We start from the raw sequence: 16,315 nt of genomic DNA on the forward strand, positions 1-16,315 counted from the left end.
CGGGGCCGGGCCCGTCCGACGGGACGATTTGTCCTCGAACGCCGGACGGGCTCGGCCTCTGCCGCGCTCAGGTCAGGCGGATCACGTTCCAGGACATCGGTTCCAGCGTCGCCCGCAGCACGCCGCCGTCGAGCGCGGTGCCGTCCGCCGGGTGCGGGGTGACGCGTTCCGGGTCGGTGAGGGTGTTGCGGGCGTCCGGGTCCCGGTCGGCGAGGACCTGGTGTTCGGCAATGGCCGTCAGGTCGAGGCCGTGCAGGGGGACTTCGAGCGGAAGTTCCGCGTCCTGGCCCCGGTTGACCGCGAATACCGTGACCGCGCCGGTCTGCGGGTCACGGACCGCAGTGGCGTGCAGCAGATCCGTCTCGCCGTATTTCGCCGTCTCGTACGTGGGCGAGTCGACCCGCACGTCGAGGACCTGGCCCCGCCCGTGGGCCGCGGCCTGGGCGAAGGGGAAGAACGTGGTCTGCTTCCAGGCGGGTCCGCCGGGCTCCGTCATGATCGGGGCGATCACATTGACCAGTTGGGCGAGGCAGGCGACGGTCACCCGGTCCGCGTGGCGCAGCAGCGCGATGAGCAGCGTGCCGAAGACGACGGCGTCCGTGACCGTGTAGTTGTCCTCCAGCAGGCGCGGCGCCTCGGGCCAGTCGAGCGGGTTCTCCTCGGCCTCCTTCTGGGTGCGGCTCATGTACCAGACGTTCCACTCGTCGAAGGAGAGGTTGATCTTCTTCGACGACTTGAGGCGGGCCCCGACGTGGTCGCAGGTGGCGACAACGCTCTCGATGAAGGACTCCATGTCCACGGCGGATGCGAGGAACGAGTCGCGGTCGCCGTCGAGTTCCTCGTAGTAGGCGTGGAGCGAGACGTAGTCGACAAGGTCGTACGTCTCGGCGAGGACCGTCGCCTCCCACTCGGCGAAGGTCGGCATGGACCGGCCGGACGAGCCGCAGGCGACGAGTTCGACGGACGGGTCGATCTGGCGCATCGCCCGCGCCGTCTCGGCGGCGAGCCGCCCGTACTCCTCGGCGGTCTTGTGGCCGGTCTGCCAGGGACCGTCCATCTCGTTGCCCAGGCACCAGAGTCTGATGCCGAAGGGGTCCTTGTCGCCGTGTGCGATGCGGCGGTCGGAGAGTTCGGTGCCGGCCGGGTGGTTGGCGTACTCCTGGAGTTCGATGGCTTCCTGAACGCCCCGGGTGCCGAGGTTGACGGCCATCATGGGCTCTGCCTGGGGGCCGATCTTCTTCAGGAAGGCGATGTACTCGGAGAGCCCGAAGCGGTTCGTCTCCGTGGAGCGCCAGGCCAGGTCGAGGCGGCGCGGGCGCTCGTCGACGGGGCCGACGCCGTCCTCCCAGCGGTGGCCGGAGACGAAGTTGCCGCCGGGGTAGCGGATGGCGGTGACGCCCAGCTCACGGATGAGTTCGAGGACGTCCGTACGCAGGCCGGCCTCGTCGGCGGCCGGGTGGCCGGGCTCGACGATGCCGTCGTAGACGCAGCGGCCGAGGTGCTCGACGAAGGAGCCGAAGAGGCGGGGGTCGACGTCGCCGACGGTGAACGCCGGGTCGAGGGTGAAGCGCGCGGTGCGGGTCATGACTTCCTCGGTGTGTTCGGTATCTCGGTCATCGGTCGAGAAAATGAGCAGGACTGTACGTGTGCGGGGTCATCCCACGACGGGCCGGCCGTCGCGGCTCCAGCACCGTTCGTTGCACGGGAACTGCCTCCGGGGTCTCGGTACGGGTCACTGCCCGGCCAGGCCGGTGTGGGCGACGCCGCTGACGATCTGACGCTGGAAGAAGACGAAAACGATGATCAGCGGCAGCCCGGCCATCAGGCCGCCGGCCATGAGCTGGGCCCACTGGATGCCGTAGGAATTCATCACGGTCGCGATGCCGTTCGGCATGGTCATCAGGTCGGGGTTGTTGGTCACCATGTACGGCCACAGGAAGTTGTTCCAGGACGCGATGAAGGTGAAGATGCCGACCGCGGAGAGGGAGGGCCGGGACAGCGGCACGATGATGGTGAAGAACACCCGCCAGCGACCGGCGCCGTCGATGAAGGCGGCCTCCTCCAGCTCCCTCGGAATCCCCTGGAAGAATTTGTAGAGGATGTAGACCATCGCGGCGGGCGCGCACTGCGGCAGGATCATGCCCCAGTAGGTGTCGACCATGCCCATCGACTGGACGGTGCTGAACAGCGGTACGCCGAGCACCGCCGGCGAGACCATCAGTCCGGCCATGACGAGGCCCATCAGGGCGCCCTTGCCGCGGAACTCGGTGCGTGCGAAGCCGTATCCGGCGAGCGCGCTGACCAGCAGCACGATGACCGTGACGCAGACCGAGACGACGAGCGAGTTCACGAACCAGTCGGTGATGTTGCCGGTCTCGAAGATGGCCTTCCACGCCTGGGCGGTCCACACCTTCGGCAGCCAGTGCGGCGGCACCTCGACGGCTTCGGTCTCCGACTTCAGTGAGGTGAACAGCGCCCAGGCCAGCGGCGCCACCCACACCGCGGAGACGGCGACGCCGACCACGGTGAGGACGATCTGGCCGGCGGTCCAGGGCTTGCGGACCTTGCCCGCCCCGACCGGGCCGGTCTTGACGCGGATCTGCGTGGCGGTCATCGCACGCCCTCCTCACGCTTGCGCAGCAGCCACATGCGCCCGAGGGCGACGGCCGCGATGATCACGAAGAAGATGATGGAGATCGCGGAGGCATAGCCCACGCGGTAGCTGGTGAAGCCCTCTTCGAGGGTGTACTGGACGAAGGTGCGGGTCGATTCCTCGGGGCCCGGACCGAAGTCATAGATCACAACCGCCTGGTCGAACACCTGGAGGGAGGCGAGGATCTGCAGGGCGATGACGAGTCCGGTGATGTTGCGCAGCATCGGCACGGTGATGTGCACCATGCGGTGCCAGGCGTTGGCGCCGTCCAGCTTGGCCGCCTCGTAGAGGTGGTCCGGGATGGTCTGGAGCGCGGCCAGGTAGAGCAGGAAGCTGAAGCCGACCGTCCACCACAGGGTGGTGATGACGACGGCGAGCATGGCCGTGGACTTGTCGGTGAGCCAGGGTGTGTCGATGCCGAGGACGTAGTTGACCATCCCGGTGCCGGGGTTGAACAGCCACTGCCACAGGTTGCTCGCGACCGTCGACGGCAGCAGGAACGGGGCGAAGAAGCACAGCCGCCACAGCCATTTGGCGCGCTCGATGTGGTGGGCGAGCATCGCCATCAGGAAGGCGAGGACCGTGATGCAGGGTACGACCAGGAGCGTGAAGTAGGCGCTGTGGCCGAGGGAGTCCCACACCAGCGGGTCGTCGAACGCCTCGCGGTAGTTGTCCCAGCCGACGAAGTTCGCACCGACGCCGGAGACGTTGGCGTCGGTGAAGCTCAGATACACGCCGCGCAGGACCGGCCAGATCACGAACAGCGCGAACAGCACGAGGAACGGCGCGACGAACCAGCCGCCGTGCTGGAGCGCCCGCCCCACACGGGCCCGCGCGCTCTCCGTATCCCCCGAGCTGATGGAACGTATCGACTTCGAAGCGGGCGCGAGAGCGGCCTCGGCGTTTGCCGTCGTCATGCGGCACCTCCCTGCGCGGCGGTCCTGCCATCCATCGGGTTCTTCATGGCCAGGAGCGTTTCGAGGACGTTCTTCATGCGGTGGGCGGCCGCGGCGGGCTTGGCAGAGCCGAGGGTGGAGGAGGCCACGACCGGCCCGATACGGGCGGCGAGCGTCCCGGTGGAGCCCGAGAACCAGGCCTTCGGCTCCGTCGCCTGGTGATCCATGGCGGAGACGTACTCGTTCTGTGGCGTGAGCTTCTTGTACGCGGCGGATCCAAGGGTCGGCGTGTACGCGGGGATGTGCCCGCCCGCCGCCCAGGCCAGGGCGTTCTTGACGATGTACGCGGCCAGTCGGTGCGCGCCCTCGTTGGAGGAGCCGCCTCGGTCCGACTGGTGCGGCAGGACGAAGGAGTGCGACTCGGCGTGGGTCGCCTGCTTGCCGAAGACCGGCGGCAGCGGGGCTGCGCCGTACTCGATCTTCGCGCCCGAGTAGACGGGCACCGACCAGTTGCCCTCCCAGGTGAACGGTGAGCCGTTCATGAACTGCTCGGCGTCGGCCGCGCCCGCGGTGGCGTACCCGTCGGTGACGTGCTGCCGAAGGAACTCCAGGACCTGGGTGGCCTTTTCCTCGTCGAAGGTGACCTCGGTCATCGCGTCGTCGAAGTAGGTTCCGCCGAGCTGGGTGTAGAAGGCGACGAAGAACCACCAGGCGAAGTTCTGGTCGTTGGCGTGGATACCGACGGTCTGCAGTCCGTTCTCGGTGGCCTTCTTGGCGGCCTTGAGTGCGTCGAACCACTCCTTGGTGGAGGCGATCGGCACGATGAGGCCGTCGTCGCCGAGCAGGCCGGCCTTCTTGAGGACGTCCTTGCGATAGAAGTTCAACTGGACGTGGATGTCGAGCGGCAGCGCGTACAGCTTGCCGTCGATGAAGGCGCGCTTCCACAGCGCCGGGTTGAAGTCCTGCTCGCGTACGCCGAACTCGGCGAGCAGGTCCGTGTCCCAGGGGTCCAGGAGCCGTCCCGGCGCGAAGCCCGCGACACGTCCCAGGTGGCTCACGGCGAGGTCCGGAGCGCGGCTGCCGGCGGCCGCCATGGCGAGCTTGGTGTAGTACGGATTGCCCCACTGGAGGGTCGCGTCCTTCACCGCAATACCGGAGTTGGCCTTACGGAACGCGTCCAGCATCGCGATCATGTTGGAGCCGTCGCCGCCGCTGAAGAGATTCCAGTATCGGACCCGGGAGTCCGCGCTCGACGCGAGGGCGTCCGCACCGCTTCCCAGCGCCGCGAAGCCGAAGCTGCCGGCGACGGCCAACCCGCCCAGCCCCGTGATCAGTTGCCTGCGATTCAGGCCAGGTCGTCCCATTCCCCGCCCTCACTTATTCGAAATCCCGAATGCTGCCCGTAACTTCGAACGGACCGTAAAATCGAAGCGCTTGCGCGTCAATGGGTCGCGCAAGAATTCCGAACAATGTCCGGGATATCGAACAAAAGCGAGGGCCGCACCCTGGCGGGGGTGCGACCCTCGGTCACGTACGAGCCGTACGGGCGATCAGACGACCGACAGCTCGACCTTGATGTTGCCGCGCGTGGCGTTCGAGTACGGGCACACCTGGTGGGCCTTCTCGACGAGCGACTGCGCAGTGGCGGTGTCGACGTTCGGGATGGTCGCGGAGATCGCGACCTCCAGGCCGAAGCCGCCCTCGGCGGTCTTGCCGATGGAGACGGCGGCGGTCACGGTGGAGCCGGAGATGTCGGCCTTCTCCTGGCGGGCCACGACGCCGAGAGCACCCTGGAAGCAGGCGCTGTAGCCGGCCGCGAAGAGCTGCTCCGGGTTGGTGCCCGCACCGCTGCCACCCATCGCCTTCGGCGGGTTGACGACGACGTCGAGCCGACCGTCGTCGGAGGAGACGCGGCCGTCACGGCCGTTCTCCGCGGTGGCGACAGCGGTGTACGCGACGGTTATGTCCTGAATGCTCATGCTGAGGGTTCCTCTGCTGTAGCGCCGCGACTCGCGCCCACGATCGCGACGGCCTGTGATGAGACTAACGGGTGCCCTGGAGTGGCGTTCAGGCGAGGGAGACGATCATCTTTCCGGTGTTCTCGCCGCGCATCAGACCGAGGAACGCGTCGAAGCCGTTCTCGATGCCCTCGACGAAGGTCTCGCTGTACTTCAGCTCGCCCGAGGCCAGCCAGCCGGCGACCTCCTGGACGAACTGCGGCTGGAGCGCGGCGTGATCGCCGACGAGCACGCCCTGCAGGCGCAGCCGCTTGCCGATGACCAGCGCGAGGTTGCGCGGGCCGGGGACCGGCTCGGTGTCGTTGTACTGGGCGATCATTCCGCAGATGGTGGCGCGGCCGTGAACGTTGAGCGAGGAGAGCGCCGCTTCGAGGTGCTCGCCGCCGACGTTGTCGAAGTAGACGTCGATGCCGTCGGGGGCGGCCTTGCGCAGCTGCTCGGCGACCGGGCCGTTCTTGTAGTTGAACGCCGCGTCGAAGCCGTACTCCTCGACGAGGAGCTTGACCTTCTCGTCGGATCCGGCCGAGCCGATGACCCGCGAGGCGCCCTTGAGCTTGGCCATCTGGCCGACCTGGCTGCCGACCGCACCGGCGGCACCGGAGACGAAGACGGCGTCGCCCTCCTTGAAGGAGGCGACCTCGAAGAGGCCGGCGTAGGCGGTGAGCCCGGTCATGCCGAGCACGCCGAGGTAGGCGGAGAGCGGGGCCAGGTCCGGGTCGACCTTCACGGCGTGCTCGGCGGGGACGTCGGCGTACTCGCGCCAGCCCAGACCGTGCAGGACGTGGTCGCCGACCGCGATCCCCTCGGCGCCGGAGGCGATGACCTCGCCGACCGCGCCGCCCTCCATGGGGTGGTCCAGCTTGAAGGGCGGGACGTACGACTTCACGTCGTTCATCCGGCCCCGCATGTACGGGTCGACGGAGAAGTACAGGTTGCGGACGAGGATGCGACCCTCGCCGGGAGCGGTGACCGGGGCCTCACGCAGCGCGAAATCCTCGGCCTTCGGCCAGCCGTGGGGGCGGGCGACGAGGTGCCATTCACGGCTGGACGTGGGAAGTGCTGCAGACATGGGCTCGAGGTCTCCTCAATGTCTTACGGGTGGGGGAAGCGTTCCCGCGGCGGAGAAAAGCTTCATGACATGAAACAACCATGCTCCTAAATATTTCATGTTGTCAAGTAACGGAGTATCCTGAGTGTCATGGCCACCACGCGAACAGACCCACTGACCCTCGAAGTCGTCGAGCTCATCGGCACTGTCGTGGCGCGCTACTACGAGGAGTACGACCAGGCCGCGGCCGCGCACTCACTGACGGGCGCGCAAGCCAGAGTCCTGGGACTGCTCTCCCTGGAGCCGATGCCGATGCGCAGGATCGCCCAGAAGCTGAAGTGCGAGCCGTCGAACGTGACGGGGATCGTCGACCGGCTGGAGACCCGCGGCCTTGTCGAGCGCCGGCCCGACCCGGCCGACCGGCGGGTGAAACTGGCCGCCCCGACGGAGAAGGGCATCGACACCGCGCGGCAGCTGCGCGAGTCGCTCAGCTTCGCCCGGGAGCCCCTGGCGAAGCTGTCGGACACGGACCGCGCGGTGCTGCGGGATCTGCTGCGGCGGATGCTGGGCGTGGACGCGGAGTCCTAGGGCCCGGGCCGCGGACGCCCCCAGGAGCCCCTGGCCTCGGGCCGCGGACGCCCTAGGAGGAGCAGAAGAACAGGAACCAGCACGTCTCCGTCCTGGTCGGGCTGGGTGTGGGTGGCGCCGGATTCTGGGGCGGCGACGCGGTGCCGGTGGGCTGCCCCGACTCCGCCGGGTCGCGAGGCGTCCCCGAAGGACTCGGTCCGGACGGCGGCTCCGTGGCGGAGCCGGCGCCGTCGGACGGCGTGGTGGTGGCTGCGGGCGGGGCGGAGCCCTCGCCACCTGGGGCCCCGGTGCCGGTCGAAGCGGCCGGACGGCGGGTACCGGAGGCGTGTGCATCGGTGACCGGGACCAGGGAGGGACCGTCCACCGGTCCGGGACCGTCGATGTCGTGGCTCGACGAGGGGTCCGGTGCCGGTTCGGTCGTGACGTCGGTGGCCTCGCGTACGTAATCGGAGGCGTGGTCGTCGCCGTTCGGCTCGATGGCCAGCCGGGCGAAGCTCAGGACACCGGCGGCGAGCACCACTCCGAGGACGGCGAGCAGAGCCGTACGGCCGCGGCGACGGCGCGAACGGCGGCCACGGCCCTCCTTGACGCCTCGCCCTTCCCGGCCTCGTCGATCGCCCCGGCCACCCCGCTCTTCCCGGCCGCCCGGTCCGTCGCTGCCGCCGCTCTCCGCGCGGCCACCGCGGCGCGAGCCGCCCGGGGCGCGCGTGCCCCGGGATCCGTGCGCATGCCCGCCGCGCGCGGGTTCGGCAGCGCCGCGGGACCGGCGGCGGCGTCCGGCCGGCAGGGGCGGTGCGGTCTTCTCGCGCTCCGCGTCCGGTTCGTGGCCGGAGAGGACGGGCGTGGCGTAGTGGCTCAGCGCCTCGACGGGGGTTCCGCACCCGGCACAGGCGAGGGCTCCGTTGAGATGCCGCTGACACGGGTGGCAGTAATCCATGGCGCCCGCAGATTAAGTGGCGATAGGGCAACAGAGAAAGCCGCTCAGGTGAGGATCCTGTGTGGAAGCGTTGATTCCATGACCACCGCTCCCTTCGGTCCGCTCGAATTCCAGCTCGTCCTGCTCCGCCGGATGGCCGACCATCAACCGGGCCTCGTCGAGGATGCCCGGCACGAACTGAGCGCCTCGCTCTCCGAGATGCGGGAGGCGAACCGCCGCTGGCAGGCGATGGTGCGCGCGCCCCGCGGCCGCGGTTCGCTGCGCCGCTACCGCTCGGTGCTGGGCGAACCCGAGTCCTCCGTACGTCGCCGGATCGGCGACCTGGAGTGCGATGCCCTGCTCTGGCCGGTGCCGCTCTGGCCGGATCTGCGGTTCGAGGTGATGGTCGCGCCGGGCGCGGCCGTATGGAACGAATGGCTGGTCAGAGCCCCGGGGGCAACCGGCCCTGAGCTGCGCACCGTCGAGGATCTGCGCCCCTGGTCGTGCACCGTCGACGAGGTGGCGCGTGCCTTCGCGCCGGCCCGCCCGATGGAGGGCAGCGCACCGACCCGCTGGGCACTGGCGATCACCGACCCCGTGACGGGTGCGCCGTACGTGGCCGAATTCACCTGGGGGCTGTTCCAGCGACTGCTGCCCGGCTGAATTCGGCGCGCCGCCCACATCTGTCGACCCATCAGCTCCATACTCCCTCCGGCTCATCCCAACGCGCGCGATTCGTCCGGACGGCGCACGATGCAGAGAGGGCCGGCTGCCGCCGGCATCCCTATCAGCGCTCTCGGGAGAACCTGCCGTGACCGTCAGTCTTGAGCAGTTGCGCCGTTGCCACGTCGCCGTCGACCTCGGGGCCGCCCGTACCCGCGTGTACGTCAAGGGGCTCGGGCTCGTCGTCGACGAGCCGAGCGCCGCCGCAGTGAACACCCGTACCGGCTCGCTCATCGCCGTCGGTGCGCTCGCCGAGCAGATGACGGGCCGCACCCCCGACTACATCCGGGTGGCGCGCCCGGTCTCCGGCGGAACCGTCATCGACATCGAGATGGCCCAGCGCATGCTCCGCCATCTGCTCGGCGAGAAGCTCCGCCGCCAGCTGCGCCGCAAGCCACGGCTGCGGGCGGCCGCCTGCACCCCGCACGACAGCGACCCCCTCGCCCAGCGGGCCGCCGTCGAGACTCTGGTCGGGCTCGGCGCCCGGCGGGTCGAGCTGGTCGACACACTGATCGCGGCGGCCGTCGGCTGCGGGCTCCCGGTCGAGCAGCCGGTCGGGAGCATGATCATGGTGTGCGGGGCGGCGACCACGCAGATCGCGGTGCTCTCGCTCGGTTCGATCGTCACGGCCACCCGGATCCCGATCGGCGGCGACGCCATCGACCACGCGGTGATCCAGCATCTGCGCCAGCACCACGAGTTGATGCTGCCGAGTCAGTCGGTGCGTCCGTTGCAGCTGGCGCTCAGCGGCAACGGACTGACCCCGTACGGCCCCGCGACGACCGAGATCCACGGCCGTGACGTGGTGACCGGTCTGGCCCGTTCGGTGCATGTCGACACCGCCGCCGTGCGGCAGGCCATCCAGACTCCGCTGACCTCGGTCCACGACGGCCTCGGCAAGGTGCTGCGCGACTGCCCGCCCGACCTGGTGGCCGATCTCGCGGACCGCGGAATCATGATGGTCGGCGGCAGCGCGCTGCTGCCGGGACTCGACCAGATGCTGCGCGATGCGACGGGCATGCCGGTGCAGATCGCCGAGCGCCCCGACGTCTGCTCCGTCCTGGGGCTCGGCGCCATGCTGGACGGCAACATCGAGCCGTTGGTCCTCAACCCGCTGGCCGCCTGACGACCACGGGGCGGCGTATGACGCACAAGGACCCGGGCACTGCGGACGGGTCGGCGGCGGACCGCTCCGACGGCAGGCCTCCCGGGCTGCCGATGCTGCTGGACGCGGTGCTCAGCCTCGGCACCGATCTCGAACTGCGGGCCACGCTCCGGCAGATCGTGGACACCGCCACCACGCTCACCGGGGCGCGGTACGGAGCGCTCGGCGTCCTCGATCCCGAGGCCGGCGCCATCACCGAGCTGTTCACCTCCGGTCTGACCGACGCCGGGCGGGAGCGCATCGGCAACTTCCCGGACGGGCACTCGGGGCTGCTCGGCGTGCTCATCGACGATCCGCAGCCGTTGCGCTCCGACGACCTGACCGCCGATGCGCGCTCCTGCGGTGTGCCACCCGGACATCCGCCGATGCGTTCCTTCCTCGGGGCCCCGATCCGGGTGCACAACGAGGTGTTCGGCAACCTCTATCTCACGGAGAAGATCACCGGTCATTTCACCGATACGGACGTGGCGCTGCTCCGGATCCTCGCGTCGCAGGCCGGGATCGCAATCGCCAACGCCCGGCTGTACGAGACGGCCCGGCAGCGGGAGCGCTGGATCGAGGGCGCGGCAGCCGTCACCACGGCCCTGCTGAGCGGCACGAACGCGGACGACGCGCTGATGACCGTCGCCGAGCGGGCCAGGATCCTCGCCGACGCCTCGGCCGGGGTGATCCTCCATCCGACCGCGGACGGCGGCATGGAGATCGTCACCGCGTCCACGCTCGACGACCCGGCCGGCCTCGTCGGCACCACCATCGAGCCCGGCTCCCCCGTACTGGTGCAGCTGCTGGGCGGTGAGCCGGTCTTCGTCGACGACTCGGCGACCGATCCGCGGATGACGACGCATGTACGGTCCCGGTTCGGTCCCAGCATGATGCTGCCGTTGCAGAGCGGCGGGCGGCTCATCGGCACCCTCGCTCTGCCCCGGCGGCACGGTGGCGCGCCGTATACGGCGGTGGACCGGCTGCTGGCCTCCCAGTTCGCCTCGCAGGCGGCGCTCGCCCTGGTGCTGGCGGACGCCCAGCACAACAGGGAACAGCTCGCGGTGTACGAGGACCGTGACCGGATCGCCCGCGATCTGCATGATCTCGTCGTCCAGCGGCTCTTCGCGACGGAAATGATGCTCGAATCGACCCGCCGGCGGGCCGCCGCACCGGAGACGGACGAGTTGCTCGGCCGAGCCGTCGACGAGCTGGACTCCACCATTCAGGAAGTGCGGACCGCGATCTTCGCCCTCCAGCAGCCGCCCACCGAGGCACCCCCCACGTTCCGCGGCCGGGTGCTGCGGGAGATCCGGGGCGCGGCCTCCGTGCTCGGATTCCAGCCGTCGGTGCAGTTCTCCGGGGCGGTGGACGCCCTGGTGCGGCAGCCGGTGGACCAGCAGCTCCTCGTGGCGCTGCGCGGCGCGCTGGCGGCGGCGCACCGGCGGGCCGGGGTGTCGGCCATGGAGGTGGAGGTGGATGCGACGGTGCGGCTTCCGGACGGACGGTCCGCGGTCCAGCTGGTGGTTGCCGACGACGGGCGCGCCGAGGACGGCTCGCGCTCGACGACCGTCACCTGGCAGGCGCCGCTCTGAGCGCGACCCGGGTGCTGGAGTGGGCGACACCCGCCTCACGCTTGAGCCTGCGCAGCAGGCCGTCCAGGGCGGCGGTGTCGGCAACGGTGGCGCGTACGAGATAGTCGTGGCCGCCCGTCACATGCACCACTTCGGTGATGCCGGGCAGCGCGAGCACCGCACGTTCGAACACCTCGTTGGTCGTGTCCATACGCAGTGTCACATCGATGAAGACGACCAGGCCCGTCCGGGTGTCGGCGGCCGGGTCGATGATCACGGTGAAGCCGCGGATGACGCCGTCGCGGCGCAGTCGGCGCACCCGGTCGGCCGCGGCGTTGGCGCTGAGGCCGACCCGTACCCCCAGATCGCGATACGAGATCCGCGCGTCCTCCTGGAGGACGCTGAGGATTTCCCTGTCCAGACGGTCCATACTGCGATTGTCGCAGCTTGTGCGGGATTTCGACTGCGGAGACCTGGGGTCGGGTGCCCGTGCCCCCGCATGGAGTACGTCGGCAGGCCCACCGCTGCAGTACGGCCTTGACTGACAGGGTGGAAACAGCCGTGAAGCAGTCCCCCGCTCCGGTCGCCAAGCAGCCCGTCGCGGCCTACCGCAATCTCGCGATGGCCACGATCGGCTTCGGGCTCACCTTCTGGGCCTGGAACCTGATCTCGCCGTTGTCAGGGGCCTTCAAGGAACGGCTCGGGCTGAGCTCGTTCGAGCAGTCGGTGCTGGTCGCCGTGCCGGTGCTGGTCGGTTCGCTGGGACGGATCCCGGCAGGAGCACTCACCGACAAATACGGCGCCCGGCTGATGTTTCCGCTGGTCTCGGCGCTGACCATCATTCCCGTCCTGCTACTGATCCCGGCGAAGGACTCGTACGGCGCGATGCTCGCCGTGGGCTTTCTGTTGGGGCTGGGCGGCACGACGTTCGCAATCGGCATCCCGCTGGTCAACTCGTGGTTCCCGCCGGCACGGCGCGGGGCCGCGCTCGGTGTGTTCGGCATGGGCATGGGCGGAGTGGCCCTGTCCGGGTACTTCACCCCGCGGATCGCCGAGCACGGCGACAACCTCCCTTTCCTCGTGGTCGCCGGGGCGCTGGTGGTGTACGCGGCCCTGGCCGCGGTGCTGGTCAGCGACCACCCGGACCGAAAGGTGCCGACCGACTCACTCGCCCACCGGCTGGGCGAGGCCGGGCGACTGCGGGTCACCTGGGAACTCTCCGCGCTGTACGCGATCGGCTTCGGCGGCATCGTGGCGTTCGGCGTCTATCTGCCCACGTATCTGAAGACCTGGTACGACCTCTCGCCGACCGACGCCGGCACAAAGGCCGCCGGGTTCGCGCTGGTCACCGTCATCTTCCGGCCGATCGGCGGCTGGCTGTCGGACCGCATCCACCCGGCGCTGGTCACCTCGGCGGCGCTGGGGCTGGCCGCGCTGATGGCGGTCGTCCAGGCCTTCGACCCGAAGCTGGCACCCGGCGGCACGATCGCGCTGCTCTGCATGGCAGCCGGTCTCGGCACGTCGAGCGGCAGCATCTTCGCCCTCGTCTCGCAGGTGACACCGCAGCCGAAGGTGGGCAGCGTCACCGGGATCGTCGGCGCGATGGGCGGACTCGGCGGCTTCGTCCCTCCGCTGGTGATGGGGGCGATCTACAGCGCGAAGGGCTCGTACTCGATCGGCTTCATGCTGCTGTCCAACCTGGCACTGGCCGGGTGTGTGTACGCATACGGGCGGATGCGGAACGTCAAGCGGGACGAGCGGCCGTCCGGCGGATCAGGGCCGGCACGGAGCGGGACCGGCTGAGGACTGCCCGTCGTCCGCGCGCCTCCAGGGAGGAGGTGACAGCTCTGACGGCCTCCCCCGCGGGAGGCCCGTTAGGGTCGGGAGGGTGACTCCTCTTCTGCCTGCGCTGCAGGACGGTTCCGGCCCTGCCGCCGCCCGGGAAGCCGTCCGGTTCGGCGAACACACCCTGACGTACGCACAGCTGGCCGCCGCCTCGGACGCCCTCGCCGCGCGGCTCGCGGGCGCCGGGCGGGTCGCCGTCTGGGCCACACCGACCCCGGAGACCGTGGTCGCGGTGGTGGCGGCGCTGCGGGCCGGGGTGCCCGCCGTGCCCCTCAACCCGAGGACGGGCGAGCGGGAACTGGCCCATATCGTCGCCGACAGCGCCCCGTCGGCGGTGCTGGCCGGGGCGGGCGATGTACTCCCGCCCGCGCTGGACGCCCTGGACCGTACAGATGTCGACACGTCGGCAACGGTGGTGAACGGCGTCGGCTTCCCCGAGCCCTCCCCCGAGTCCCCCGCTCTGATCGTCTACACCTCCGGCACCACGGGCCCTCCGAAGGGCGCGATCCTGCCGCGCCGGGCGATCGCCGCCTCCCTGGACGCGCTCGAGGACGCCTGGCAGTGGACCGGCGACGACGTCCTCGTCCATGCCCTGCCGCTGTTCCATGTGCACGGTCTGATCCTCGGCGTCCTGGGCCCGCTGCGCCGGGGCGGTTCGGTGCGTCATCTGGGACGGTTCTCCGCCGAGGGTGTGGCCCGGGAGCTGGGGTCCGGCGGCACGATGCTGTTCGGCGTACCGACGATGTACCACCGGCTGGCCGAGACCCTCGGCGACGGTTCGGCGCCGGACGCCGCCGGGCTGACGAAGGCACTCGCGGGGGCGCGGCTGCTGGTCTCGGGGTCGGCCGCGCTGCCCGTCCATGACCACGAGCGGATCGCGGCGGCGACCGGACGCGGCGTCGTCGAGCGGTACGGCATGACGGAGACCCTGATGAACACCGGTGTCCGCGCGGACGGCGAACCGCGGCCCGGGACGGTCGGCGCGCCCCTGCCCGGCGTCGAACTCCGATTGGTCGAGGAGGACGGCACCCCGCTCGCCGACCCGACGGCCGAGGACGCGGTGGGCGAGATCCAGGTGCGCGGCCCGAACGTCTTCACCGGCTATCTGAACCGCCCCGACGCGACGGCGGCCGCGTTCACCGAGGACGGCTGGTTCCGGACGGGCGACATGGCGACCCTCGACACGGACGGCTGTGTACGGATCGTCGGCCGCAGGGCGACCGACCTGATCAAGAGCGGGGGCTACAAGATCGGCGCGGGCGAGATCGAGAACGCGCTGCTGGACCACCCGGGCGTGCGCGAGGCCGCCGTCACCGGGGAGCCGGACCCGGATCTGGGCGAGCGGATCGTCGCCTGGGTGGTCCCGTCCGATCCGGGCGCGCCGCCCACGGAGGCCGAGCTGGCGGACCATGTGGCGGCTCAGCTCGCCCCGCACAAGCGGCCGCGCACGGTCCGCTATCTGGAGGCGCTGCCCCGCAACGACATGGGCAAGATCATGAAGCGGTCCCTCGGTGCGTAGGCGGCTGACGGCGCGGCAGGCGATCGCGGCGGTCACCGAGGACTTCGTCGAGGCCGTAGCCCCGCCCGGCGCGGAGATACCGGAGGACGGTCCGCTCTCCTGGTCCGGTTACGCGGACTCCCGGGCCCGTGCGACGGACCGCACCGGTGAGGAGGAGTCCGTCGTCCACGGTCTCGCCACCGTCGGCGGCCACCCGTGCGTCCTGATCTCGTTCGAGTTCGGCTTCCTCGGCGGCTCGCTGGGGCAGCGCACCGGGGACCGGCTGGAAGCCGCGTACGAGACCGCCCGCAGCCGTCGGCTGCCGCTCGTCTCGCTGATCGCGACGGGCGGCAGCCGGATGCAGGAGGGCATGGTGGCACTCACCCAGCTCCAACGGGTGGCGCGCGCCTCGTCCCGGCTGCGGGCGGCCGGTCTGCCCCAGCTCGCGGTCCTGCGCGACCCGACGACGGGCGGCGGCTGGGCCACGCTGGGGGCCGGTGCCGATGTGATCCTGGCGCTGCCGGGGGCACAGATCGGGTTCGCCGGATCGCGGGTGCGGCCGGCGGACGCGGACCCGTCGGCCTACACGGCGGAAGGGCAGCTGATCACGGGCCACATCGATGCGGTCGTCGGCGCGGCCGAGCTGCCGGGGACGCTGGGGCGGTGGCTGGGCGCGCTGGGGGCGGCAGGCGGCGGCACGCCCCTCCTGCCCGCACCGGTCCCGGACGCCCTCTCGGACGCCGGGTTGCCCGCGACCGGCTGGGACGCCGTGCGGCAGGCCCGTTCCTCGGCCCGGCCGCGTGCCGAGGCATATCTCGACGCGTACTTCGACCACCTGCTGCCGCTCAGCGGTGACCGGTGCGGCGGTACGGATCCGGGGCTGCTCTGCGGGTTCGGGCTGCGCGGCGAGCGGCCGATCGCGTATGTCGCCCAGTGCGGTACCGCGACCCGCCCGGCGGGCTATCGCACCGCGGCCCGGGTGATCCGGCTGGCGGACCGGCTCGGCGTACCCGTCCTGACCCTGGTCGACACCCCGGGCGCGGCGAACGACGCCGAGGCGGAACGGGCGGGCGCCGGAGCCGCCATCGCCGACGCGTTCGCGGCGATCGCCGAGGCCCGGGTCCCCGTGACGACCCTGGTGATCGGCGAGGGCGGCTCGGGCGGCGCACTGGCCCTGGCGGCGCCGGACAACACGTACGTCACCCGGGACAGCTACTTTTCCGTCATCGCCCCGGAGCTCGCGGCGGCCATCCTGAAGCGCTCCCCCGACGCCGTACGCGTCACGGCCGACCAGCTACGCCTTCGCCCCCAGGACCTGGTGGAACTGGGCATCGCCCGCGGGATCGCGGCCCCTGGCGCACCGCCCCTCTGACGGCGAGTCCACCGCGCAGGGCGACGGATGGCTGGTTAGC

At 70.6% G+C, this 16,315-nt stretch carries 15 protein-coding genes; 7 read left to right on the forward strand and 8 right to left on the reverse strand.

The features are described from left to right. Nucleotides 1-67 precede the first annotated feature (67 nt). From ACFU8W_RS10340 to ACFU8W_RS10365, 6 genes are all read right to left on the reverse strand, one after another. Nucleotides 68-1,585 carry an alpha-N-arabinofuranosidase gene (locus tag ACFU8W_RS10340; protein ID WP_384034438.1) on the reverse strand — a complete coding sequence of 506 codons (1,518 nt, stop codon included), beginning with the start codon at nucleotides 1,583-1,585 and terminating at the stop codon, nucleotides 68-70. A gap of 147 nt (nucleotides 1,586-1,732) precedes the next feature. Continuing rightward, on the reverse strand, nucleotides 1,733-2,614 hold the full coding sequence (locus ACFU8W_RS10345) for a carbohydrate ABC transporter permease (RefSeq protein ID WP_384034440.1): 882 nt from the start codon (nucleotides 2,612-2,614) through the stop codon (nucleotides 1,733-1,735). Continuing rightward, complete coding sequence (locus ACFU8W_RS10350) at nucleotides 2,611-3,570, reverse strand: carbohydrate ABC transporter permease (protein ID WP_384034443.1); 960 nt, start codon at nucleotides 3,568-3,570, stop codon at nucleotides 2,611-2,613. The genes ACFU8W_RS10345 and ACFU8W_RS10350 overlap by 4 nt, the downstream gene beginning before the upstream one ends. Further along, nucleotides 3,567-4,913, reverse strand: coding sequence for an extracellular solute-binding protein (locus tag ACFU8W_RS10355; protein WP_384034446.1), 1,347 nt, complete (start codon nucleotides 4,911-4,913; stop codon nucleotides 3,567-3,569). The genes ACFU8W_RS10350 and ACFU8W_RS10355 overlap by 4 nt, the downstream gene beginning before the upstream one ends. Before the next feature lie 186 nt (nucleotides 4,914-5,099). Then, a complete protein-coding gene (locus ACFU8W_RS10360) occupies nucleotides 5,100-5,528 on the reverse strand; it encodes an organic hydroperoxide resistance protein (protein ID WP_345519501.1) in 429 nt (142 codons plus the stop codon). 88 nt (nucleotides 5,529-5,616) lie between these two features. Next, entirely contained in the window at nucleotides 5,617-6,636 is a 1,020-nt protein-coding gene (locus ACFU8W_RS10365) for an NADP-dependent oxidoreductase (RefSeq protein WP_384034449.1), read from the reverse strand. 129 nt (nucleotides 6,637-6,765) lie between these two features. Between ACFU8W_RS10365 and ACFU8W_RS10370 the strand changes: the two genes are divergently transcribed. Further along, nucleotides 6,766-7,203 carry a MarR family winged helix-turn-helix transcriptional regulator gene (locus ACFU8W_RS10370; RefSeq protein ID WP_266985973.1) on the forward strand — a complete coding sequence of 146 codons (438 nt, stop codon included), beginning with the start codon at nucleotides 6,766-6,768 and terminating at the stop codon, nucleotides 7,201-7,203. A 52-nt stretch (nucleotides 7,204-7,255) separates the two neighbouring features. On the opposite strand, the gene ACFU8W_RS10375 is transcribed toward ACFU8W_RS10370, so the two are convergent. Next, nucleotides 7,256-8,140 (reverse strand): hypothetical protein, encoded by an 885-nt coding sequence (locus ACFU8W_RS10375; RefSeq protein ID WP_384034453.1) that lies wholly within the window; start codon nucleotides 8,138-8,140, stop codon nucleotides 7,256-7,258. Nucleotides 8,141-8,218: 78 nt separating this feature from the next. Here ACFU8W_RS10375 and ACFU8W_RS10380 point away from each other — a divergent pair, with 78 nt between their 5' ends. The 3 genes from ACFU8W_RS10380 (at nucleotide 8,219) to ACFU8W_RS10390 (ending at nucleotide 11,581) form a co-directional block, all read left to right on the forward strand. After that, nucleotides 8,219-8,782 carry a hypothetical protein gene (locus ACFU8W_RS10380; RefSeq protein WP_345519494.1) on the forward strand — a complete coding sequence of 188 codons (564 nt, stop codon included), beginning with the start codon at nucleotides 8,219-8,221 and terminating at the stop codon, nucleotides 8,780-8,782. 148 nt (nucleotides 8,783-8,930) lie between these two features. Further along, complete coding sequence (locus ACFU8W_RS10385; protein ID WP_345519492.1) at nucleotides 8,931-9,968, forward strand: rod shape-determining protein; 1,038 nt, start codon at nucleotides 8,931-8,933, stop codon at nucleotides 9,966-9,968. Nucleotides 9,969-9,985: 17 nt separating this feature from the next. After that, on the forward strand, nucleotides 9,986-11,581 hold the full coding sequence (locus ACFU8W_RS10390) for a GAF domain-containing protein (protein WP_384034458.1): 1,596 nt from the start codon (nucleotides 9,986-9,988) through the stop codon (nucleotides 11,579-11,581). Here the strand turns inward: ACFU8W_RS10390 and ACFU8W_RS10395 are convergent. Then, on the reverse strand, nucleotides 11,559-11,990 hold the full coding sequence (locus ACFU8W_RS10395; protein WP_345519490.1) for an Lrp/AsnC family transcriptional regulator: 432 nt from the start codon (nucleotides 11,988-11,990) through the stop codon (nucleotides 11,559-11,561). The two genes, ACFU8W_RS10390 and ACFU8W_RS10395, sit on opposite strands and share 23 nt — an antisense overlap. Nucleotides 11,991-12,109: 119 nt before the next feature. Here ACFU8W_RS10395 and ACFU8W_RS10400 point away from each other — a divergent pair, with 119 nt between their 5' ends. From ACFU8W_RS10400 to ACFU8W_RS10410, 3 genes are all read left to right on the forward strand, one after another. Next, nucleotides 12,110-13,363, forward strand: a complete 1,254-nt coding sequence (locus tag ACFU8W_RS10400; RefSeq protein ID WP_384035319.1) for a nitrate/nitrite transporter — start codon at nucleotides 12,110-12,112, stop codon at nucleotides 13,361-13,363. 85 nt (nucleotides 13,364-13,448) lie between these two features. Next, the gene (locus tag ACFU8W_RS10405; protein WP_384034461.1) at nucleotides 13,449-14,924 is read left to right on the forward strand and encodes an acyl-CoA synthetase; all 1,476 of its coding nucleotides are present in this window, start codon (nucleotides 13,449-13,451) and stop codon (nucleotides 14,922-14,924) included. Continuing rightward, entirely contained in the window at nucleotides 14,917-16,275 is a 1,359-nt protein-coding gene (locus ACFU8W_RS10410) for a carboxyl transferase domain-containing protein (RefSeq protein WP_384034464.1), read from the forward strand. Before ACFU8W_RS10405 ends, ACFU8W_RS10410 begins: the two co-directional genes overlap by 8 nt. Nucleotides 16,276-16,315: the final 40 nt, after the last annotated feature.

Origin of the sequence: Streptomyces sp. NPDC057565, from assembly GCF_042801455.1 — a bacterium.
Classification (GTDB): domain Bacteria; phylum Actinomycetota; class Actinomycetes; order Streptomycetales; family Streptomycetaceae; genus Streptomyces; species Streptomyces yanii.